Source organism: Streptomyces sp. R21 (assembly GCF_041051975.1).
In the GTDB taxonomy this organism is placed as follows: domain Bacteria; phylum Actinomycetota; class Actinomycetes; order Streptomycetales; family Streptomycetaceae; genus Streptomyces.
The window spans coordinates 7,411,602-7,432,548 of sequence record NZ_CP163435.1; the positions used below are offsets into that span (position 1 = coordinate 7,411,602).

The 20,947-nt window shown below is 72.0% G+C and carries 25 protein-coding genes; 20 read left to right on the plus strand and 5 right to left on the minus strand.

Annotated elements, in window-relative coordinates:
• The first annotated feature begins 73 nt into the window (after positions 1–73).
• The 3 genes from AB5J56_RS32895 to AB5J56_RS32905 all read left to right on the plus strand — a co-directional run bounded on the left by AB5J56_RS32895 (position 74) and on the right by AB5J56_RS32905 (position 2,679).
• The gene (locus tag AB5J56_RS32895) at positions 74–1,045 is read left to right on the plus strand and encodes an ABC transporter ATP-binding protein (protein ID WP_369242948.1); all 972 of its coding nucleotides are present in this window, start codon (positions 74–76) and stop codon (positions 1,043–1,045) included.
• Positions 1,046–1,136: 91 nt separating this feature from the next.
• Complete coding sequence (locus AB5J56_RS32900) at positions 1,137–1,970, plus strand: ABC transporter permease (RefSeq protein ID WP_369237969.1); 834 nt, start codon at positions 1,137–1,139, stop codon at positions 1,968–1,970.
• A gap of 34 nt (positions 1,971–2,004) precedes the next feature.
• Positions 2,005–2,679 (plus strand): AAA family ATPase, encoded by a 675-nt coding sequence (locus AB5J56_RS32905; RefSeq protein WP_369237971.1) that lies wholly within the window; start codon positions 2,005–2,007, stop codon positions 2,677–2,679.
• 305 nt (positions 2,680–2,984) lie between these two features.
• Here AB5J56_RS32905 and ybaK read toward each other — a convergent pair whose 3' ends face one another.
• The 4 genes from ybaK to AB5J56_RS32925 form a co-directional block, all read right to left on the minus strand.
• A complete protein-coding gene (gene ybaK / locus AB5J56_RS32910; RefSeq protein ID WP_369237973.1) occupies positions 2,985–3,488 on the minus strand; it encodes a Cys-tRNA(Pro) deacylase in 504 nt (167 codons plus the stop codon).
• Between the two features lie 8 nt (positions 3,489–3,496).
• Positions 3,497–4,237, minus strand: coding sequence for an LON peptidase substrate-binding domain-containing protein (locus tag AB5J56_RS32915; RefSeq protein ID WP_369237975.1), 741 nt, complete (start codon positions 4,235–4,237; stop codon positions 3,497–3,499).
• 11 nt (positions 4,238–4,248) lie between these two features.
• Complete coding sequence (locus AB5J56_RS32920) at positions 4,249–5,313, minus strand: hypothetical protein (RefSeq protein ID WP_369237977.1); 1,065 nt, start codon at positions 5,311–5,313, stop codon at positions 4,249–4,251.
• A 144-nt stretch (positions 5,314–5,457) separates the two neighbouring features.
• Positions 5,458–7,038: an oxidoreductase gene (locus AB5J56_RS32925; RefSeq protein WP_369237979.1), complete on the minus strand. Its 1,581-nt coding sequence runs from the start codon at positions 7,036–7,038 to the stop codon at positions 5,458–5,460.
• 173 nt (positions 7,039–7,211) lie between these two features.
• Between AB5J56_RS32925 and hisD the strand changes: the two genes are divergently transcribed.
• Genes hisD through hisF form a run of 8 tightly spaced genes read left to right on the plus strand, consistent with a single transcriptional unit; the run spans position 7,212 to position 12,922 of the window.
• Complete coding sequence (gene hisD / locus AB5J56_RS32930; protein WP_369237981.1) at positions 7,212–8,537, plus strand: histidinol dehydrogenase; 1,326 nt, start codon at positions 7,212–7,214, stop codon at positions 8,535–8,537.
• The gene (locus AB5J56_RS32935) at positions 8,513–9,640 is read left to right on the plus strand and encodes a histidinol-phosphate transaminase (protein WP_369237983.1); all 1,128 of its coding nucleotides are present in this window, start codon (positions 8,513–8,515) and stop codon (positions 9,638–9,640) included. Before hisD ends, AB5J56_RS32935 begins: the two co-directional genes overlap by 25 nt.
• Entirely contained in the window at positions 9,637–10,230 is a 594-nt protein-coding gene (gene hisB, locus AB5J56_RS32940; RefSeq protein ID WP_351443705.1) for an imidazoleglycerol-phosphate dehydratase HisB, read from the plus strand. The genes AB5J56_RS32935 and hisB overlap by 4 nt, the downstream gene beginning before the upstream one ends.
• A gap of 4 nt (positions 10,231–10,234) precedes the next feature.
• Positions 10,235–10,399 carry a hypothetical protein gene (locus tag AB5J56_RS32945; protein ID WP_369237985.1) on the plus strand — a complete coding sequence of 55 codons (165 nt, stop codon included), beginning with the start codon at positions 10,235–10,237 and terminating at the stop codon, positions 10,397–10,399.
• Entirely contained in the window at positions 10,390–11,046 is a 657-nt protein-coding gene (gene hisH / locus AB5J56_RS32950) for an imidazole glycerol phosphate synthase subunit HisH (RefSeq protein ID WP_369237987.1), read from the plus strand. The genes AB5J56_RS32945 and hisH overlap by 10 nt, the downstream gene beginning before the upstream one ends.
• A gap of 3 nt (positions 11,047–11,049) precedes the next feature.
• Entirely contained in the window at positions 11,050–11,775 is a 726-nt protein-coding gene (gene priA, locus AB5J56_RS32955; RefSeq protein ID WP_369237989.1) for a bifunctional 1-(5-phosphoribosyl)-5-((5-phosphoribosylamino)methylideneamino)imidazole-4-carboxamide isomerase/phosphoribosylanthranilate isomerase PriA, read from the plus strand.
• Positions 11,772–12,170 carry a RidA family protein gene (locus AB5J56_RS32960; RefSeq protein ID WP_369237991.1) on the plus strand — a complete coding sequence of 133 codons (399 nt, stop codon included), beginning with the start codon at positions 11,772–11,774 and terminating at the stop codon, positions 12,168–12,170. The genes priA and AB5J56_RS32960 overlap by 4 nt, the downstream gene beginning before the upstream one ends.
• Positions 12,167–12,922 carry an imidazole glycerol phosphate synthase subunit HisF gene (gene hisF / locus AB5J56_RS32965; protein ID WP_369237993.1) on the plus strand — a complete coding sequence of 252 codons (756 nt, stop codon included), beginning with the start codon at positions 12,167–12,169 and terminating at the stop codon, positions 12,920–12,922. The genes AB5J56_RS32960 and hisF overlap by 4 nt, the downstream gene beginning before the upstream one ends.
• A gap of 88 nt (positions 12,923–13,010) precedes the next feature.
• On the opposite strand, the gene AB5J56_RS32970 is transcribed toward hisF, so the two are convergent.
• The gene (locus tag AB5J56_RS32970) at positions 13,011–13,646 is read right to left on the minus strand and encodes a TIGR03085 family metal-binding protein (protein ID WP_369237995.1); all 636 of its coding nucleotides are present in this window, start codon (positions 13,644–13,646) and stop codon (positions 13,011–13,013) included.
• A gap of 204 nt (positions 13,647–13,850) precedes the next feature.
• On the opposite strand from AB5J56_RS32970, the gene hisI reads away from it, so the two are divergent.
• The 9 genes from hisI to trpA all read left to right on the plus strand — a co-directional run bounded on the left by hisI (position 13,851) and on the right by trpA (position 20,932).
• Complete coding sequence (gene hisI, locus AB5J56_RS32975) at positions 13,851–14,258, plus strand: phosphoribosyl-AMP cyclohydrolase (RefSeq protein ID WP_369237997.1); 408 nt, start codon at positions 13,851–13,853, stop codon at positions 14,256–14,258.
• A gap of 11 nt (positions 14,259–14,269) precedes the next feature.
• On the plus strand, positions 14,270–15,748 hold the full coding sequence (locus AB5J56_RS32980) for an anthranilate synthase component I (protein ID WP_369237999.1): 1,479 nt from the start codon (positions 14,270–14,272) through the stop codon (positions 15,746–15,748).
• A 110-nt stretch (positions 15,749–15,858) separates the two neighbouring features.
• Positions 15,859–16,512 carry a TIGR02234 family membrane protein gene (locus AB5J56_RS32985; RefSeq protein ID WP_369238001.1) on the plus strand — a complete coding sequence of 218 codons (654 nt, stop codon included), beginning with the start codon at positions 15,859–15,861 and terminating at the stop codon, positions 16,510–16,512.
• Positions 16,513–16,666: 154 nt separating this feature from the next.
• Positions 16,667–16,897 carry an HGxxPAAW family protein gene (locus AB5J56_RS32990; protein ID WP_369238003.1) on the plus strand — a complete coding sequence of 77 codons (231 nt, stop codon included), beginning with the start codon at positions 16,667–16,669 and terminating at the stop codon, positions 16,895–16,897.
• A gap of 102 nt (positions 16,898–16,999) precedes the next feature.
• On the plus strand, positions 17,000–17,497 hold the full coding sequence (locus AB5J56_RS32995; protein WP_369238005.1) for a DUF2752 domain-containing protein: 498 nt from the start codon (positions 17,000–17,002) through the stop codon (positions 17,495–17,497).
• A gap of 182 nt (positions 17,498–17,679) precedes the next feature.
• Positions 17,680–18,489, plus strand: coding sequence for an indole-3-glycerol phosphate synthase TrpC (trpC, locus tag AB5J56_RS33000; RefSeq protein ID WP_369238007.1), 810 nt, complete (start codon positions 17,680–17,682; stop codon positions 18,487–18,489).
• A 22-nt stretch (positions 18,490–18,511) separates the two neighbouring features.
• Positions 18,512–18,760: a tryptophan biosynthesis modulator TrpM gene (gene trpM, locus AB5J56_RS33005; RefSeq protein WP_369238009.1), complete on the plus strand. Its 249-nt coding sequence runs from the start codon at positions 18,512–18,514 to the stop codon at positions 18,758–18,760.
• 58 nt (positions 18,761–18,818) lie between these two features.
• On the plus strand, positions 18,819–20,111 hold the full coding sequence (gene trpB / locus AB5J56_RS33010) for a tryptophan synthase subunit beta (protein WP_369238011.1): 1,293 nt from the start codon (positions 18,819–18,821) through the stop codon (positions 20,109–20,111).
• The gene (gene trpA / locus AB5J56_RS33015; protein ID WP_369238013.1) at positions 20,108–20,932 is read left to right on the plus strand and encodes a tryptophan synthase subunit alpha; all 825 of its coding nucleotides are present in this window, start codon (positions 20,108–20,110) and stop codon (positions 20,930–20,932) included. Before trpB ends, trpA begins: the two co-directional genes overlap by 4 nt.
• Positions 20,933–20,947: the final 15 nt, after the last annotated feature.

Consider the following 20,947-nt stretch of genomic DNA (forward strand, 5'->3'; position numbering starts at 1 on the left):
GGACCCCGTACCCTCGTGCTTCGTGAGTACGCGCACGGCACAGGCAGTCCGGAACGGGCACAGGGGCGATGTCGTGTGCGCGGTGCGGGGTCTCACCAAGACGTATCCGGCCGTCCGCGGCCGCCGCGGGACGCCCGGGGCGCCCGAAGTGCGGGCCACCGACGAGGTGAGCCTCGACATCCGGCGCGGTGAGATCTTCGGACTGCTCGGACCCAACGGCGCCGGCAAGTCCAGCCTCGTACGGCAGCTGACCGGGCTGATGCGGCCCGACAGCGGCAGCGTCGAGATCCTCGGCCACGACATCGTGCGTCACCCCGAGCGGGCCGCGCGGATCCTCGCCTACCTCGGCCAGGAGTCCACCGCCCTCGACGAGCTGACCGTCTCGCTCGCCGCCGAGACCACCGGGCGGCTGCGCGGGCTCGACCTCCGTGCGGCGCGCGCCGAGCGGGACGCCGTCCTCGACGAGCTGGGCCTCACGGCGATCGCCGGACGGCCGCTGAAGAAGCTGTCCGGCGGGCAACGGCGGCTGGCCTGCTTCGCCGCCGCGCTGGTGGGTGAGCGGCCGCTGCTCGTGCTCGACGAACCGACCACCGGCATGGACCCCGTGGCCAGGCGGGCCGTGTGGGGCGCTGTCGACCGGCGGCGCGCCGAGCGCGGCGCCACTGTCCTGCTCGTCACCCACAACGTCATCGAGGCCGAGACCGTCCTCGACCGGGTCGCCGTCCTCGACCGCGGCCGCGTCATCGCCTGCGACACCCCGGCCGGTCTCAAGGAGCGGGTCGCGGGCGAGGTGCGCGTCGAGCTGGTGTGGCGCGATCGGGCACCGCTCGACGTCCCGGAGGTCGCCGCGCTGCGCGAGCGCGCCGTCGAGGCCGGGCGGCGCTGGACCCTCAGGCTCGCCCCCGAGGAGGCCCGCGCGGCCGTCGCCACCGTCACCGGAGGCGCCGCCTTCGCCGCCCTGGACGACTTCACGCTGGCCACACCGAGCCTGGAGGACGTGTACCTCGCGCTCGGCGGCAACGCGCAGGGACTGGTCAAGGCATGAGCGCGGGAGCCGCCGTATCCGTACGGAACGTGAGAGGCGCCGTGGACGTTGGGAACCTGACGGCTGCCGGAGCGAAGGAGAGCAGCTCGACGTGAGTGTCGTATCCGCGGAGGTACTGCCGCCCGCGAGCGCGGGCAGCGCGCTGTCGTCGGCCGACGAGGCCGGTGACGCCGCCGAGCTCGGGCCGCGCGCCCGGCTGTGGCCGTCGCTCGCCGCGGTGTACCGCGCGCAGCTCTCCCGCGCCCGTGTCGCACGGATTCCGCTGCTGTTCGTGGCCACCTTCCAGTCCGTCGGGATCATGGTCCTGATGCGCGGGGTCGTGGACGGCGGGGGCGAGGCACGGGCCGTGGTCGCCGGGGCGTCCGTCCTCGTCGTCGCCTTCGTCGCGCTGAACCTGCTGGCGCAGTACTTCGGGCAGCTGCGGGCCAGCGGGGGGCTCGACCACTACGCCACCCTCCCGGTGCCGCCCGCCGCGGTCGTGCTCGGCGCGGCCGGTGCGTACGCCTCCTTCACCGTGCCCGGGACACTCGCCACCGCCGTCTTCGGGTGCGTGCTCTTCGGACTGCCGATGGCCCACCTGTGGGTGCTCGCCGCGGTCGTCCCGCTCGCTGGCGCCGCGCTCGCCGGGCTCGGGGCCGCGCTCGGGCTGCTCGCGCCGCGGCCCGAACTCGCCACGCTGCTCGGACAGTTGGGGATGTCGGCGGCGCTGCTGCTCGGGGTGCTGCCGCCGGACCGGCTGCCGACGGTCGTGCAGTACGGGCGTGATCTGCTGCCTTCCACGTACGGCGTCGAGGCCTTCGCCCGGAGCTTCTCCGCACATCCCGACTGGGCCTTCGTCCTCGCCGACCTCGGTGTGTGCGCGGGCGTCGGGGTCGCCTCGCTGGCCGTGGCGACGTGGGCGTACCGCCGGGCGGCCGTCCGGTGACGCGGCCGTCATACGGGCCTGGCACGATGGCGGTGTGACCGCACCGCTGACTCCGCCTCCGCCGCCGCACGACCAGACTCCGCACAACGCCTGGCAGGCACCGCCTGCCGGGGGTGCTGTGGGGACTACCGCGTACGAACAGGACGGCCCCGGAATGAAGACCGAAGTGCGGGAGGCCGCCGTGATCACGGTGGGCGTGGCGCTCGGTGGGGTGCTGCTCGGGCTGCTGTGGTGGTGGCTGGCGCCGCATGTGCCGCTGGTCGGGGGTGTGGTCGACAAGAGCTGGGTCGTCTACCTCAAGGACACCGAGGGGGAGCAGGCCGTCGGGGTCGATGGAACGTTCACTCTGCTGGCGCTCGCGTTCGGGGCGGTCAGTGCGGTGGTTGTCTTTCTGCTGCGTAGGCGTGGGGGTGTGCCGCTGGTGGTCGCGCTCGCCGTTGGGGGGCTGCTGGGGTCGTTGCTCGCCTGGCGGCTGGGGATCTGGCTGGGCCCCTCGCAGAATGTGATCGCCCACGCGAAGGCTGTGGGCAAGGGCGTGACGTTCTCCGCGCCGCTGAAGCTGAGTGCCAAGGGGGCGTTGATGGCTTGGTCCCTGGCGGCGCTGGTGGTCCATCTCGGGCTCACGGCGCTGTTCGGGCCGCGGGATCCCGATCCGTACCAGCAGAGCCCGTACGCGGCGCCCGCGCCTCCGGCTCCGCCGGCGGCCTGACGGGTCCCCGGTCGCCGGGGGGTGTGGGCCTGCGGGCTTGCGGGCCCGCAGGCCTTCGACGGGGTCGCTGACGGATGGAGTTCGCCCCCTCCGCCCCTACCCTGCCCGTTGTCCTGGGGGCTGCGCCCCCTCTCCCCCTGCCATCGCGCTTGCGCGCTCGTCCTCAAACGCCGGACAGGCTGAAACTACTCAGGCCGGCCGGCGGCCATGGTTCGAGCGGCCCTTCTTTGTGCGCCACCTGCGTTTGCGGGTTTTCTTCGACATGTCTCTCGTGCTTAGCCGAGGACGGGGGGTTCGTCGAGGGGTCAGGCGCGGGCGATGGGGGCGGAGCGGGCTTCGGTGAGCTTGGTGAGGTCGGTGGGGCTCAGTTCGACTTCGAGGCCGCGGCGGCCCGCCGAGACGCAGATCGTGGCGTGGGCCTCGGCGGAGGAATCCAGGACCGTGGGGAGCTTTTTGCGTTGGCCCAAGGGGGAGATCCCGCCGCGTACGTAGCCCGTCGTGCGTTCGGCCGCCGCGGGGTCCGCCATCGCGGCGCGCTTGCCGCCCACCGCCGTGGCGAGAGACTTGAGGTCCAGGGAGCCCGCCACGGGGACGACGGCGACCACGAGGGAGCCGTCGACGTCCGCCACCAGCGTCTTGAAGACGCGGTCGGGCGAGACGCCCATCGCCTCGGCGGCCTCCTCGCCGTAGGACGGGTGCGAGGGGTCGTGCTCGTAGGCGTGGACCGTGAAGTCCACGCCGGCCGCCGTCAGGGCCACCGTCGCCGGAGTGCCGCCGGACTGCTGCTGCTTCTTCGACTTCTTCGCCATACCGGCCCTCAGTTGAGACTCGTCGGGCTGCGCGTCAGGTCCGAGGCGGGCAGCGACGGCAGATTACGGATGATGGCCGTCTCCGCGCGAAGGAGTTTCAGCTCCTCGCGCAGCCGCGCCGCCGTGTCCGGGGCCTGGAGCAGCCGCTGCTTCGCCGGGATGTCGAGCATCACGGCGGCCGCGACGAGGTAGGAGACGACGGACGGCTCGTCCGGCAGCTCCGCGCCCGTGGACAGCGAGCGTTCCCGCGCGCCGGCCAGTCGCTTCTGGTACTGGCGGAAGGCCCGCAGCACGCCCTCCGCGAGCGCGCCCGCCTCCTCGCCCGGGTCCTCCGGCAGCTCCTCCAGCTCGGCCATGAGGTACGCGCCGGAGGCGTCCACGGACACCAGGCGCACCCGCGTGGTCCCGGTCGCCAGCACCTCGAAGCTGCCGTCGGCGCGCTCGCGGATGGTCGCCGCGTCCGCGATGCAGCCCACCTCGTGGAAGGCCTTGGCCGGGTCGTCGCCGAAACCGGCCGCGGGCCCGCGCTCGGGTACGGCGGTCGGGTCGGGCATGCCGGGCGAGGTCGGCGCGACCTCGTGGCCGTCGCGGATGGCGACGACGGCGAACTGGCGCGGCTCGTCCTCGGGGGTCTTCAGCAGATCGCGCATCATGGCGCGGTAGCGCGCCTCGAACACGTTCAGAGGAAGGACGAGCCCGGGGTACAGCACCGAGTTCAGGGGGAAGAGCGGGAGCCGGACGGTGGTCACGACGGGCAAGCCTAATGGTCGTCGGAGTGATCGCGTCCGCCGTGCTCACTCCGTGGATGTGCGGAGGCCGGAACGGGAGGATGTCCAGGTGGCCGTCCGCCGTGCAGCGGGCGCCCCGCGGCGACCTCCAGACGGATCCCGTCCCGCAGTTCCAGGAACTGGCCCAGCGGGTCGTCGGAGACCCGGTCCCAGGGGAACGTGGTGGCGTACGGCCCGATCCGGTGCAGCTGCGCCAGGGCGTCCTCCCAGCGCTCCAGCCGGACCAGGACGTAACTGAGGACGTTGCGGACCTCCGCGGGCCACGGGTCGGCCGCCGCATAGGTAGATGAGAGCCCGATCGCGAGGTCGGCGGCCAGGTCCAGGCGCTCGCGGGCCACGACCGCCCCGCCGCCCTCCGTCAGGTACGCGAAGGCGGCGCGTACCGGCAGCGCCTGCACGAGGGAGCCGGGCAGGGCGTCCTGCGCGGCCCGCTCGGCGAAGTCGAAGCATTCGCGGTGCGAGCCGTACCAGGCGGCCGAGAGGTACTGGAGGGCGGCCACATGGCAGCCGTAGTGGTGCGGGGAACGGCGTACGGCCTCGCCCCACAGCTTCTCGAACTCGGTGTGTCCGGCGTTGGTGCCGCGGGCGTGGTCGAGCGCGATCCGCCAGGGCACCGGGTCACGCGGATCGCCCTCGGCGGCGGCGGTGATCAGCGGGCCGACCTGGCGCAGCAGCTCGGCGCGGGCCGGTGACTCCCAGCCGCGGCGGACTGCCAGCTCGGCCCTGACCAGCAGCGCGTCCGGGTCGTGCGGGGCGGCGTCCTGCCAGTCCCGCAGCCACTCGTCGCGGGAGCGCGCGAAGGAGGCGAGGCGCTGCGCGTACCGGTCGCGGTTCTCCCACTCGGCGGCCTCGCGGGTGGTGGCGAGCAGCTTGGCGGCCGGGGCGTAGTCGCCGCGGCCCGCCGCGACGAGCGCGGGTCCGAGCCGCTCGTCCGGGGCGTCGAGCAGCACCTCGTCGTCGGCGGGCAGCCCGACCGCGAGGCGCGAGGTGTTCCTGACCATCCGGGCCGCACGGATGAACGCGCGCAGCAGTGCCATGGTGGGCCCTCCTTCGCGTCCGAGCCTCAGCCGCTCCCGCGGACCTGCGCCGCTCGCCGTCGTGGCCGCTCAACTGATGACTGATGGTTGTGGTGGGATGACCACTGCCCTTCAGTCATGGTTGTACAAGCCGAGGTAAAAAGCTCAGCTGCGGCGCAGCAGCCTTGTCGCCCCCGCCGCCACCGTCGTCGCCAGGATCCAGCCGAGCAGGACCACCACCGCGGCCAGCCACTGCCAGCCGCCGCGCAGCTGCCAGAAGCCCACCTGGCCGAGGTCGATGACCGGCAGCAGCAGGTCCAGGGCGAACAGCGAGGCGTTCCACGGCGGATGCTCGGAGCCGTTGATCGGCGGATGGCTGGCGTGCGCGAAGGCGAACGAGGAGGCCGCCCACAGCACCGCCATCCACAGGGCCGCCCGCCCGGGCCGGTACCCGTAGGCGACCGTCCAGTCCTGCGCGTACCCCCAGAACTTGCCCGCGACGGGCAGCGTCTCGCGGCGGCGCCGCTGCTTGGCGAGCAGCACCTCGCGCGCGTCCTCGTCCTCGCCGGAGTTGCGCAGCACGGTGGCCAGGCGTTCGTACGGTTCCGGGTTGTACTCGGCGGTCGCCGCGGTCACCCATTCCAGGCGCTCGGTCAGCGGGAAGTGGCCCTGCGGTACGAGGTTCTCGTAGCTGAATCCGCCCATGTGCAGGCGGCCCGGGCCCGGCCAGCTCTCCGCCTTGTCGACCAGGTTCCCCACGCGCGCGCCCGACAGCACGACCTTGCCGCGCTCGGGCCCCTCGCCGAGGAAGCGCAGCTCCGGTGTCTGCACCCGGCGCAGCGACAGCTCCTGCTCGTCGTCGAGGGAGAAGCGGGCCCGCTCGAGGTCGACGGCGTCCCCGAACCGCCCGTCGTCGAGGCGGATCCCGCCCTGGCACTCGAACCGCTGGACCAGCGTGCCGCGTGCGGGCGTGGCGCCGCTCATCTGGAGGGGATTGCCGACCCCGGCCGGGGTCAGATAGAGCGTGCGTCCCACCGTCAGCTGGGGGGCGTTGAGCGCCCGGGGGCCGTACGGATTGGCGAGCCTGCTGCCGCGCAGGCTGAGCGACACGCCGACCGTGGCGCCGCGCAGGCTCAGCTCGCCGTGCGACTCCAGCATCTCGGCCTGGAGGTCCTGCCCGACTGTCATGCCGTCGCCGGTGATCGACTGGCCGCGCCGGTCGCGGTAGACGATGGCCTGGTTGAGGAGCAAATCCGTGCCGATGTGCGCGTCGGTGAGGCGTACCCCGTTGTGGAAGCGGCAGCGCGGCAGATGCAGGTCGCCCTCGGTGTGCACGCGGGCCGCCTCCAGCCGCGGCACCGCACAGTTCACCAGCCGTGCGGTCGTGAAGCGGGCCTCCGGCAGGAGGACCTCCTTCTCGAAGCGGCAGCCCTTCAGCTCGACGTACGGCACCACGGTCCCGCCGGCCAGATCGAAGACGTCCATGATCTGCACGCCCTGGAGCTTCAGGGAGGAGACCCGGCCGTCCAGCGCGGGCGGGCCGTTCAGCAGCAGCCAGGCCACGATCCGTGCCCGGACGCTGCGCTCGGGCCCCCAGGGGTGGCCGCCGTGCGGATCGTCCACGGTCGCGTCGCCGCTCCGCAGGTCGTACGTGCTGCCGTTGCGGAAGGCCTGCCACATTCCGGCTTCGGCGGCGGTCAGATCGTCCGGCAGGGCTCCACCTCGGATGCCGGCACCCTCGGTCACGGCTTTTCCATCCTCCTCAGCTACTCGCGGGTTTCGTACACCCGTTCAATGCCCGCTCAGTGACGGCCCGAACGCTACTGGTGAGGGGGATCTTCCGCGGAACCGGAGGTGGCGTGTATCAGCCATTGATACGGCCGACCGACGCCTTATCGCCGTCTGAGAGAATTGCGTACGTGATCTCCCGAATCGATCTGCGCGGCGACGCCCTCCCCGAGGGCCCCGCCCTGCGCGACCTGCTGCCCCGAGCCGACTTCGACGTCTCGGCCGCCCTGGAGAAGGTGCGTCCGATCTGCGAGGCCGTGCATCATCGGGGAGACGCTGCGCTGATCGACTTCGCGGAGAAGTTCGACGGCGTACGGCTGGAGTCCGTACGGGTCCCGGCGCAGGTGCTCGCGGACGCCCTGGAGCAGCTCGACCCGGCCGTGCGCGCGGCCCTGGAGGAGTCCATCCGGCGCGCCCGGCTCGTCCACCGCGAGCAGCGGCGTACGACGCACACCACCCAGGTCGTGCCCGGCGGCACCGTCACCGAGAAGTGGGTGCCGGTCGAGCGTGTGGGGCTGTACGCGCCGGGCGGCCGGTCCGTCTACCCGTCCTCCGTGATCATGAACGTGGTCCCGGCGCAGGAGGCCGGAGTCCCGTCGATCGCCCTCGCCTCCCCGGCGCAGGCCGAGTTCGACGGCCTCCCGCACCCGACGATCCTCGCCGCGTGCGCGCTGCTCGGCGTCGACGAGGTCTACGCCGCCGGTGGCGCGACCGCCGTCGCGATGTTCGCGTACGGCACCGAGTCCTGCCCGCCCGCCAACATGGTCACCGGCCCCGGCAACATCTGGGTCGCCGCCGCCAAGCGGTACTTCGCGGGGAAGATCGGCATCGACGCGGAGGCCGGTCCCACCGAGATCGCGATTCTCGCCGACGAGACCGCCGACCCGGTGCACGTCGCCTCCGACCTGATCAGCCAGGCCGAGCACGACCCGCTGGCCGCCGCCGTCCTCGTCACGGACTCCGTGGCGCTCGCGGACGCGGTCGAGAAGGAGCTGGAGCCGCAGGTCGCGGCCACCAAGCACATCGAGGACCGGATCGTCCCGGCGCTGGGCGGCAGGCAGTCGGCGATCGTGCTCGTCGACGGCGTCGACGAGGGCCTGCGGGTCGTCGACGCGTACGGCGCCGAGCACCTGGAGATCCAGACGGCCGACGCCGCCGCCGTGGCCGACCGGGTGAAGAACGCGGGCGCGATCTTCGTGGGACCGTGGGCGCCCGTCTCCCTCGGCGACTACTGCGCGGGCTCCAACCACGTGCTGCCGACCGGCGGTTGCGCCTGCCACTCCTCCGGCCTGTCCGTCCAGTCGTTCCTGCGCGGCATCCACATCGTCGACTACACGTGGGACGCGCTGGCCGACGTGGCGCATCACGTGGTGACGCTTGCGGAGGCGGAGGACCTGCCCGCGCACGGCGCGGCGATCAAGGCGCGGTTCGGATGGAAGGTACCGACGAGCAAGTGACCGGCATCGACGATCTCCCCGTACGGGACGAGCTGCGCGGCAAGTCCCCCTACGGCGCGCCCCAGTTGGACGTCCCCGTACGGCTGAACACCAACGAGAACCCGTACCCGCTGCCCGAGCCGCTCGTGGAGCGGATCGCCGAGCGGGTGCGCGAGGCCGCCCGGAACCTCAACCGCTACCCCGACCGGGACGCGGTGGAGCTGCGCACCGAGCTGGCCAGGTACCTGACGAAGACCGGCGGGCACCGGGTCGCCGCGGAGAACGTCTGGGCGGCCAACGGCTCCAACGAGGTCATCCAGCAGCTGCTGCAGACCTTCGGCGGACCCGGCCGTACGGCGATCGGTTTCGAGCCGTCGTACTCGATGCACGCGCTCATCGCGCGCGGCACGGGCACCGGCTGGATCTCCGGTCCCCGCAACGAGGACTTCACGATCGACCGCGCCGCCGCCGAGCAGGCCATCGCCGAGAACCGGCCGGACGTCGTCTTCATCACCACCCCCAACAACCCCACGGGCAACGCGGTGCCGCCCGAGACGGTCCTCGCGCTGTACGAGGCCGCGCAGGCGGCGAAGCCGTCCATGGTGGTGGTCGACGAGGCGTACATCGAGTTCAGCCACGGCGACTCGCTGCTGCCGCTGCTCGAAGGTCGGCCGAATCTCGTCGTCTCCCGGACGATGTCGAAGGCGTTCGGAGCCGCGGGCCTCCGGCTCGGCTATCTCGCCGCGCACCCGGCGGTCGTGGACGCCGTCCAGCTCGTACGGCTGCCGTACCACCTGTCGGCCGTCACGCAGGCGACCGCGCTGGCCGCCCTGGAGCACACCGACACCCTGCTCGGCTATGTCGAGCAGCTGAAGGCCGAGCGGGACCGGCTGGTCGCCGAGCTGCGCGCGATCGGCTACGACGTGACCGAGTCCGACGCGAACTTCGTGCAGTTCGGGCGGTTCGCCGACTCTCATGAGGTCTGGCAGAAGATCCTCGACCGGGGCGTCCTGGTCCGGGACAACGGCGTACCGGGGTGGCTGCGGGTCTCCGCGGGAACCCCCGAAGAGAACGACGCGTTCCTCGACGCGGTCCGTGAACTGAAGAAGGAGCAGAGCGCATGAGCCGCGTAGGACGGGTGGAACGGACGACGAAGGAGACGTCGGTCCTCGTCGAGATCGATCTCGACGGGTCCGGCAAGGTCGATGTGTCGACAGGAGTCGGCTTCTACGACCACATGCTCGACCAGCTCGGCCGGCACGGTCTGTTCGACCTGACCGTGAAGACCGAGGGCGACCTGCACATCGACTCGCACCACACCATCGAGGACACCGCCCTCGCGCTGGGTGCCGCCTTCAAGCAGGCGCTCGGCGACAAGGTGGGGATCTATCGATTCGGCAACTGCACGGTGCCGCTGGACGAGTCGCTCGCCCAGGTGACGGTGGACCTGAGCGGCCGCCCGTACCTCGTGCACACCGAGCCCGAGAAGATGGCGCCGATGATCGGCGAGTACGACACGACGATGACCCGGCACATCCTGGAGTCCTTCGTCGCCCAGGCCCAGATCGCGCTGCACGTGCACGTGCCGTACGGGCGCAACGCGCACCACATCGTGGAGTGCCAGTTCAAGGCGCTCGCCCGGGCGCTGCGCTATGCCTCCGAGCGCGACCCGCGCGCCGCCGGAATCCTTCCCTCCACGAAGGGCGCGCTGTAAAGCCATGACCGGACTCAACACCATTCTCATCGTCGCCGGACTCTTCCTCCTCGGCGGCGTCTACTCCTTCGTCAAGCAGGAGATGCCCAAGAGCCTCATCGTGCTGCTGTCGATCGGCGCCGCGATGTGCCTCGTGGCGGGCGTCATGAGGCTGGAGGTGTGGAATTGAGCAGCTCAGTCAAAAGGAAGCAGGTCGTGGTCTTCGACTACGGCTTCGGGAACGTCCGCTCCGCCGAGCGCGCCCTCGCCCGCACCGGTGCCGAGGTCGAGATAACGCGTGACTTCGACACGGCGATGAACGCGGACGGGCTGCTGGTGCCCGGTGTCGGCGCCTTCGCGGCCTGTATGAAGGGCCTCAAGGAGGCGCGCGGCGACTGGATCGTCGACCGCCGGCTGTCCGGCGGACGCCCGGTCATGGGCATCTGCGTCGGCATGCAGATCCTCTTCGCGCGGGGCATCGAGCACGGCGTGGAGACCGAGGGCCTGGACGAGTGGCCCGGCTCGGTCGAGCCGCTGCAGGCCGAGATCGTGCCGCACATGGGCTGGAACACGGTCGAGGCACCGGCGGGCTCGCAGCTCTTCGCGGGACTCGACGCCGACGCCCGCTTCTACTTCGTGCACTCCTACGCCGTCCACGACTGGTCCCTGGAGATCACGAACCCGGCGATGCGCGCGCCCCTGGTGACCTGGTCGACGCACGGCAAGCCCTTCGTGGCGGCCGTGGAGAACGGCGCCCTGTGGGCCACCCAGTTCCACCCCGAGAAGTCCGGCGATGCCGGAGCCCAGCTCCTCACCAACTGGATCGGAACCCTGTAGACCATGGCCAAGCTCGAACTCCTCCCCGCCGTCGACGTCCGCGACGGCCAGGCGGTCCGCCTCGTGCACGGCGAGTCCGGCAGCGAGACGTCCTACGGCTCCCCGCTCGAGGCCGCCCTCGCCTGGCAGCGGTCGGGCGCCGAGTGGCTGCACCTGGTGGACCTGGACGCCGCGTTCGGCACCGGCGACAACCGCGCGCTGATCGCGGAGGTCGCGGGCGCGATGGACATCAAGGTCGAGCTGTCCGGCGGCATCCGCGACGACGACACGCTGGCAGCCGCCCTCGCCACCGGCTGCACCCGGGTGAACCTCGGCACCGCCGCCCTGGAGACCCCCGAGTGGGTCGCCAAGGTCATCGCCGAGTACGGCGACAAGATCGCGGTCGGCCTCGACGTACGCGGTACGACGCTGCGCGGCCGCGGCTGGACCCGCGACGGCGGCGACCTCTACGAGACGCTGGCGCGCCTCGACAAGGAGGGCTGCGCGCGGTACGTGGTCACCGACATCGCGAAGGACGGCACGCTGCAGGGCCCGAACCTGGAGCTGCTGCGCAATGTGTGCGCGGTGACCGACCGCCCGGTCGTGGCCTCCGGCGGCGTCTCGTCCCTGGACGACCTCCGCGCCATCGCCGAGCTCGTGGCCCTCGGTGTCGAGGGCTCCATCGTCGGGAAGGCGCTGTACGCGAAGGCGTTCACCCTGGAAGAGGCGCTGGAGGCGGTCGCCGTATGAGTGGCGTACGACGGATCTCCTCGCACAGCCCGTTCGAGGACCTCATCGGCTATTCGCGCGCGGTAGAGCTGCCCAACGGCCTTGTCCTGGTGTCGGGTTGCACCTCGATCGTGAACGGTGCCATAGACGCGGGCACGCCCTACCAGCAGACCCTCAACGCCTTCCAGGTCGCCCTCGACGCCCTGAAGGAGCTCGGCCTCGGCCGCGAGCATGTGGTGCGCACCCGTATGTACATCACCCACGCCCGCGACGTCGATGATGTGGGCCGCGCCCACAAGGAGCTGTTCGACGACGTGCGCCCCGCCGCCTCCATGCTGATCGTCTCGGGCTTCATCGACCCCAGCCTGGTCGTCGAGGTCGAGGTGGAGGCGTACCGAGGGGATTCCGCGTCATGACCCTCGCCGTACGCGTCATCCCCTGCCTGGACGTGGACAACGGCCGGGTCGTCAAGGGCGTCAACTTCCAGAACCTGCGCGACGCCGGCGACCCCGTCGAGATGGCCAAGGTGTACGACGCCGAGGGCGCCGACGAGCTGACGTTCCTGGACATCACCGCCTCGTCGGGCAACCGCGAGACCACGTACGACGTGGTGCGCCGCACGGCCGAGCAGGTCTTCATCCCGCTGACGGTCGGCGGCGGTGTCCGCGCCGCCGAGGACGTCGACAAGCTGCTGCGCGCGGGCGCCGACAAGGTCGGCGTCAACACGGCCGCGATCGCCCGCCCTGACCTCATCCGCGAGATCGCCGAACGCTTCGGCCGCCAGGTGCTGGTCCTGTCGGTGGACGCGCGGCGCACCGAGTCGGGGTCCTTCGAGGTCACCACCCACGGCGGCCGCAAGGGCACCGGCATCGACGCTGTCGAGTGGGCCCACCGCGCCGCCGAACTCGGCGCCGGCGAGATCCTCCTCAACTCCATGGACGCCGACGGTACGAAGGACGGCTACGACCTGGAGATGATCCGGGCCGTCCGTAAACACGTCACGGTCCCGGTGATCGCCTCGGGTGGCGCCGGCAAACTCGCCGACTTCCCCCCGGCGGTCGCAGCGGGCGCGGACGCGGTCCTCGCCGCCTCCGTCTTCCACTTCGGCGACCTGCGCATCGGCGAAGTGAAGGAGACACTGCGCGAGGCGGGCCATCCCGTCCGCTGAGCCTCTCCTGGCTTGCAGCCCCGGTCACCTGGTGGCCGGGGCTTCGCCTTGGCGGGATGCGCAGGGAACCCGCTGAACCCGCCGTCCCTCAGAGCCCCAGCTGCTTCGTCTCGTGCAGCTTGGCGATCGCGTCCTTGTCGCCGTCCAGTTCCACGTCGGCGACGGTCTGGCGGCCGTAGGCGAAGAGCAGGAGCTCGGACGGTTCGCCGGTGACCGTGACGACCGGGGTGCCCTTGTGGGCCACCGCCGTCTGGCCGTTCGGGCGGCGCAGGACCAGGCCGGTCGGGGCGGTGCGGCCCGTCAGCCGGGCGGTGCGCTCCAGGCGGGTCCACAGGGCGTCCTGGAAGACGGAGTCCAGTTCGCGCGGGGTCCAGTCCGGCTGGGCGCGGCGGACGTCCTCGGTGTGGACGTAGAACTCGATCGTGTTCGACGCCTCGTCGATCTGCTTGAGGGAGAACGGGGAGAAGCGCGGCGGGCCGGTGCGGATCAGCTGGATCAGTTCCTCGTACGGCTTCTCGGCGAACTCCGTCATCACCCGGTCCAGCCGTGACGCGAGCTGCTTGAGGAGGATTCCGCCCGCCGCGTCCGGGCGGCGCTCGCGCACCACGACATGGGCGGCGAGGTCACGGGTGTTCCAGCCCTCGCACAGAGTGGTGGCGTCCGGACCCTCGGTTTCCAACAGGTCGGCGAGGAGAAGTCGTTCACGCTTGGCGTAGGTCGACATGCAGCCAGCCTACGACTGCCCCACCCGAGCGCCCAGGGGACACTCGGTCACCCCGACGGGCCGGTCCGCCCACCCGTCTCCCGGCCACCGCCCCTCACGGAGCCTCCCCCAGAGCGAAAGCCTGGGGGTACCCCCATCGCGCCGCCCCTCTCATCCATTGGACGCCTGCCAGCTGTGTCACACCGGCGCGGCACAATGGTCCGCATGACCAGCACGCCCCTGCCCAGCAGCCCCAGCGGCCTGGACCCCGAGATCGCCGCGCGCCTCAAGCGCAGCGCCGACGGGCTCGTCCCGGCCATCGCCCAGCAGTACGACACCGGTGAGGTGCTCATGCTCGGCTGGATGGACGACGAGGCGCTGCATCGCACGCTGACGACCGGCCGCTGCACGTACTGGTCGCGCAGCCGCCGGGAGTACTGGGTGAAGGGCGACACCTCCGGGCACTTCCAGTGGGTCAGGTCCGTCGCCCTCGACTGCGACGCCGACACGCTCCTCGTGCGGGTCGACCAGGTCGGCGCCGCCTGCCACACAGGCGCCCGCACCTGCTTCGACGCCGACGTGCTGCTCAAGGACGGCGGCGGCGGTTCCGGCACCGCCGCCGCGGATCAGTAAGGTCAGCCGCCATGGACCTTGAGACGTTCCGCAAGCTCGCCGCCGACCGCCGTGTCATCCCCGTCAGCCGCAAGCTCCTCGCCGACGGCGACACCCCGGTCGGGCTCTACCGCAAGCTCGCCGCCGAGCGCCCCGGCACCTTCCTGCTGGAGTCCGCGGAGAACGGCCGCTCCTGGTCTCGCTACTCCTTCGTGGGCGTCCGCAGCGCCGCCACACTCACCGCACGCGACGGCGGGGCCCACTGGCTCGGCACACCGCCCGTCGGCGTCCCCACCGAGGGCGATCCGCTCGCCGCCCTGCGCGCCACCATCGAGACGCTGCACACCCCGCACCAGGAGGGCCTCCCGCCCTTCACCGGCGGCATGGTCGGCTACCTCGGCTACGACATCGTGCGCCGCCTGGAGAAGATCGGCCCGGGGGAGCGCGACGACCTGAAGCTCCCCGAGCTGACCATGCTGCTCACCTCCGACCTGGCCGTCATGGACCACTGGGAGGGCTCGGTCCTGCTGATCGCCAACGCGATCAACCACAACGACCTGGACACGGGCGTCGACGAGGCGTACGCGGATGCCGTGGCCCGGCTGGACGCCATGGAGGCCGACCTCTCGCACCCGGTCGCCCAGCCGCCCGCCGCGCTCCCGCCGTCCGAGCTGCCCGAGTACACCGCGCTGTGGGGCGGCCCCGACTTCCAGGACGCCGTCGAGGACATCAAGGAGCGCATCCGGGCGGGCGAGGCCTTCCAGGTCGTCCCCTCCCAGCGCTTCGAAACCCCGTGCACGGCAAGCGCGTTGGACGTGTACCGGGTGCTGCGGGCCACCAACCCGTCGCCGTACATGTACCTCTTCCGCTTCGACGGCTTCGACGTCGTGGGCTCGTCCCCCGAGGCCCTGGTCAAGGTCGAGGACGGGCAGGCGATGGTGCACCCCATCGCCGGCACCCGGCACCGCGGCGCGACCCCGCAGGAGGACCAGGCCCTCGCGGACGAGCTGCTCGCCGACCCCAAGGAGCGCGCCGAGCACCTGATGCTCGTCGACCTCGGGCGCAACGACCTGGGCCGGGTCTGCGAGCCGGGCTCCGTCGAGGTCGTCGACTTCATGTCCGTCGAGCGGTACTCGCACGTGATGCACATCGTCTCGACCGTCACCGGCCGCGTGGCACAGGGGCGGTCGGCCTTCGACGTGCTCACCGCCTGCTTCCCGGCCGGCACCCTCTCCGGCGCGCCCAAGCCCCGCGCGATGCAGATCATCGACGAACTGGAGCCGTCCCGGCGCGGGCTGTACGGCGGCTGCGTCGGCTACCTCGACTTCGCGGGCGACTCCGACACCGCCATCGCCATCCGTACGGCCCTGCTGCGCGACGGCGTGGCGTACGTGCAGGCCGGAGCGGGCATCGTCGCCGACTCCGACCCGGTCGCGGAGGACAACGAGTGCCGCAACAAGGCGGCGGCCGTCCTGCGCGCGGTGCACACGGCGAACCGGCTCGGACGGTAACGCGCGGGGCCGACAGCCCTCGGAGGCGGGCCGCGCGGCGAACCGGTTCCGGCAATGGGACGGGTCTCACGTGAACCCCGGGTGACGGTTCGCCCCGGGTTCAGGCGATAGTGGGGTACGTGACTTCCGTACCCCAGCCCCGCTCCGAAGCCTCCGGGCCCGCCCGGTCCGGCCGGCGCAGCCTCGCCGTCGCCCTGCTGTGCGGCGCGCTCGGCGCGGCCGTGGCACTGCTCTCCTCCCGGCAGAGCTGGTCGGCAGGCACGGCTTCCGTGGCCGGCGGCGACTTTCCGCTGACCGTGAAGGGCAGCGACATCACCGGTGTCCCCGCGGCCCTCGCCATAGTGGGCCTCGCCGCACTCGTCGCCGTCTTCGCCGTACGCCGCTCCGGGCGCCTCCTGGTCTCCGCGCTGCTCGCGCTCTCCGGCGCGGGCACCATCGCCTCCGCGCTGCTCGGCGTGGGCGACAGCTCGGCCCTCGACGAGAAGGCCGCCGAGGCCTCCGGCGACACCGCCGCCACCGCCTCCGCGCTCAGCCACACCGCCTGGCCGTACGTCGCCGTCGCGGGCGGCGCGCTGCTCCTTCTCGCCGGCCTGCTCGCGCTGCGCTACGGCCGGCTCTGGCCGGCCATGTCCGGCCGCTACGAGCGCGACGGCACACCCCGGCCGCGCAAGGCCAGGCCCGTCGACCCTGACCGGCCCGAGGACATCTGGAAGGCGCTCGACCGGGGCGAGGACCCGACCGGGCCGGATCCGGCCGGGACCTGAGCGACCCCGAGCAGGCTCGGGCACGCCCCCGCGCGCCGCGCAGGTCCGGGCGACGCGCGAGGTGCGACCCCCCGCTCACCGCATACGCGCGGGTACGGGACAATGGTGGCGAGTGTCCGACTCACCACACGCAAACAGCAACGAGGAGCAAGTCATGGCGGGCAGCAGCCACGGTCACACCCCGGCCGCCTGGACCGGTGTCATCATCGCCTTCATCGGTTTCTGCGTTTCCGGTGCCTTCATGGTGATGGCCGAGCCGCTGGGCTTCTGGGCAGGCCTGGTCGTCGTCGCTCTCGGCGGTGTCGTCGGCATGGTCATGCGGGCGGCGGGCCTCGGTCAGCCGAAGGGCTCCGCGCACCACGAGCCCGTGGGCGCCGAGGGCTGATCGCCCCAGAACTCCTGGCTTTCCGAGAGGCGGTCCCGGCACACACGCCGGGGCCGCCTCTCGCGCGTTCGCGAGGGGCGCCCGGCACCGGGGCGGGGCAGAATGCGAGACGTGAACGCCAAGACCCGGAGGGTGACCCAGCAGCCGCGCGCGGCCGTGGAGACACGTACGGGTGCGGAGGCACAGTCCGGTTCCGGCGCCGCCGCCGTCCTGCGGCGGCTCGCCGTCCCCGGCGGGGTGCTCGCCGCCGTCGTCGGCGCCTTCGCCTACGTCGGGGCCGTCGACCCCAACCAGCCCGGTCACTACCCCGTCTGCCCGCTGCTGCGCTACACGGGCCTCTACTGCCCCGGCTGCGGCGGCCTGCGCAGCGCGCACGCCTTCGTGCACGGGGACATCACGACGGCGCTCACGGACAACGCGGCCGCCGTGGCCGGGTACCTGGTCTTCGCGGTGGTGTGGTCCGTCTGGGTGGTCCGCTCCGTCCAGGGACGGCCCGTGCGCATCGACCCCGGCCCGGTCCACCTCTGGGCCGTCGGCGCATTGCTGCTGGTCTTCACCGTTGTCCGGAACCTGCCGTTCGGTGGCTGGCTGCATCCTTGATCAAATGACAAATGTCCAGGTAGTGGGACCGGCGTCAACCGGATGTGAGGCCTACGCCCTCCTGCGGATACCATCGCAGTGACCCATCACAACCGTCGGGACGGCGGTCCGGGTCGAAAGCGTCACCAGCTTCATCAGCTCCACCGCTTCATCTGTCCACCGTCAGGAAGGGGGCCGCTCGCGTGAGTGTGCTCGACGAGATCATCGACGGCGTCCGTGCCGACCTCGCGGAACGGCAGGCGCGCGTCAGCCTCGACGAGCTCAAGGAGCGCGCGGCGAAGGCTCCTGCGGCCAAGGACGGCGTGGCCGCCCTGCGCGGCGACGGCGTCAAGGTCATCTGCGAGGTCAAGCGCTCCAGCCCCTCCAAGGGCGCGCTCGCCGCGATCGCCGACCCGGCGGCCCTCGCCGCGGACTACGAGGCGGGCGGCGCGGCCGTCATCTCCGTGCTGACCGAACAGCGCCGCTTCGGCGGCTCGCTGGCCGACCTGGAGGCCGTCCGGGCCCGGGTCGACATCCCGGTCCTGCGCAAGGACTTCATCGTCACGTCGTACCAGCTGTGGGAGGCCCGTGCGTACGGCGCCGACCTCGCGCTGCTGATCGTGGCCGCCCTCGACCAGCCCGCCCTGGAGTCCCTCATCGAGCGCGCCGAGTCCATCGGGCTCACCCCGCTCGTCGAGGTGCACGACGAGGACGAGGTCGAGCGTGCGGTGGACGCGGGCGCCAAGATCATCGGCGTCAACGCGCGCAACCTCAAGGACCTCAAGGTCGACCGCACCACGTTCGAGCGCGTCGCCCCCGAGATCCCGTCCGGCATCGTCAAGATCGCCGAGTCCGGTGTCCGCGGCCCGCACGACCTCATCGCGTACGCCAACGCAGGCGCCGACGCGGTCCTGGTGGGCGAGTCCCTCGTCACCGGCCGCGACCCGAAGAGCGCGGTCTCCGACCTGGTCGCCGCGGGCGCGCACCCCGCGCTGCGGCACGGACGCGGCTGACGCCCCGCTAGGCTTGGCCCCGATGAAGCCCACGACCACCATGACGCCCACGGACCGGTACGCCCGCCTCGCGCGCGGCTGCCGTCCCCGTGGCTGCCGCGCGCCCGCACGCCGGGTCCACGGCCGCCGCGTGCGGTACGTCATCGGTGACGAGCCGGGCCAGGTGAACGGAATGCGATGGCAGCGCCCCGTCAGGGGCGCGGGGCTGTGTCCGAACATGCGGCTCCGCCGCGTGGGCGCGATCAGGCGCGACCGACCTTCGGTCGTCTGACCAGCCCTGCCCCCACGGCGATTCGGTTGTCAAAAACAACTCACCGTGAGGTTTCCGCATGCCCAGCGAGTTCTTCATTCCCGACCCCGAGGGTCAAGTTCCCAGTGCCGAGGGCTACTTCGGCGCGTTCGGCGGCAAGTTCATCCCGGAGGCGCTGGTCGCCGCCGTGGACGAGGTCGCCGTCGAGTACGACAAGGCGAAGTCCGACCCGGAGTTCGCCCGTGAGCTGGACGACCTGCTCGTCCACTACACGGGGCGCCCCAGCTCCCTGACCGAGGTGCCGCGCTTCGCCGAACACGCCGGTGGCGCCCGGGTGTTCCTCAAGCGCGAGGACCTCAACCACACCGGCTCGCACAAGATCAACAACGTGCTCGGCCAGGCCCTGCTCACCCGGCGGATGGGCAAGACGCGCGTCATCGCGGAGACCGGCGCCGGTCAGCACGGCGTCGCCACCGCCACCGCCTGCGCGCTCTTCGGCCTCGAATGCACCATCTACATGGGCGAGATCGACACCCAGCGCCAGGCCCTGAACGTCGCCCGCATGCGCATGCTCGGCGCCGAGGTCATCGCCGTGAAGTCCGGCTCCCGGACGCTCAAGGACGCCATCAACGAGGCGTTCCGCGACTGGGTCGCCAACGTCGACCACACGCACTACCTCTTCGGGACCGTCGCCGGACCGCACCCCTTCCCGGCCATGGTGCGCGACTTCCACCGCGTCATCGGCGTCGAGGCCCGCCGGCAGATCCTGGAGCGCGCCGGACGGCTTCCCGACGCCGCCATCGCCTGCGTCGGCGGCGGTTCCAACGCCATCGGGCTCTTCCACGCCTTCATCCCGGACGCCGACGTACGCCTCATCGGCTGCGAGCCCGCCGGGCACGGCATCGAGAGCGGCGAGCACGCGGCCACGCTGACGGCCGGCGAGCCCGGCATCCTGCACGGCTCGCGGTCCTACGTCCTCCAGGACGACGAGGGCCAGATCACCGAGCCGTACTCGATCTCGGCCGGTCTGGACTACCCGGGCATCGGCCCCGAGCACTCCTACCTCAAGGACAGCGGCCGCGGCGAGTACCGCGCGGTCACCGACGACGCGGCCATGCAGGCCCTGCGCCTGCTGTCGCGCACCGAGGGCATCATCCCGGCGATCGAGAGCGCGCACGCGCTGGCCGGGGCCCTGGAGGTCGGCAAGGAGCTGGGCAAGGACGGGCTGATCATCGTCAACCTGTCCGGCCGCGGCGACAAGGACATGGACACGGCCGCCCGCTACTTCGGCCTGTACGACAACTCAGCCGACGCCGTCGTCGAGGCGGACGCCGACAGCAGCACCGCCGAGATCGAGGGGGACGCCAAGTGAGCGGCAACATCCAGCTGTTGAGCGACACCCTCGCCGCCGCCAGGGCGGAGGGCCGGTCGGCGCTCATCGCCTACCTGCCCGCCGGGTTCCCGACCGTCGACGGCGGCATCGAGGCGATCAAGGCGGCCTTCGACGGCGGCGCCGACGTCGTCGAGGTGGGTCTGCCGCACAGCGACCCCGTCCTCGACGGCCCGGTCATCCAGACCGCCGACGACATCGCCCTGCGCGGCGGCGTCAGGATCGCCGACGTCATGCGCACGGTCCGGGAGGCGCACGAGGCGACCGGGAAGCCGGTGCTCGTGATGACGTACTGGAATCCGATCGACCGCTACGGCGTCGAGCGCTTCACCGCCGAGCTGGCCGAGGCGGGCGGTGCGGGCTGCATCCTGCCCGACCTGCCGGTCCAGGAGTCGGCGCTGTGGAGGGAGCACGCTCACAAGCACGGCCTCGCGACCGTCTTCGTCGTCGCCCCCAGCAGCAAGGACGCCAGGCTCGCCGAGATCACCGCGGCGGGCAGCGGCTTCGTGTACGCGGCCTCGCTGATGGGCGTCACGGGCACCCGGGCTTCGGTGGGCGCACAGGCGCAGGACCTGGTGCAGCGCACCAAAGCCACCACCGGCCTGCCGGTCTGTGTCGGCCTCGGCGTCTCCAACGCCACCCAGGCCGCCGAGGTCGCGGGCTTCGCCGACGGCGTGATCGTCGGCTCGGCCTTCGTGAAGCGGATGCTGGACGCGGCGGACGAGCAGGCCGGTCTCGACGCCGTGCGGGAACTCGCGGCCGACCTCGCGAAGGGCGTGCGCGCCGCGGTGCGGCAGTCGTAGCGCTGCGGATCAGCG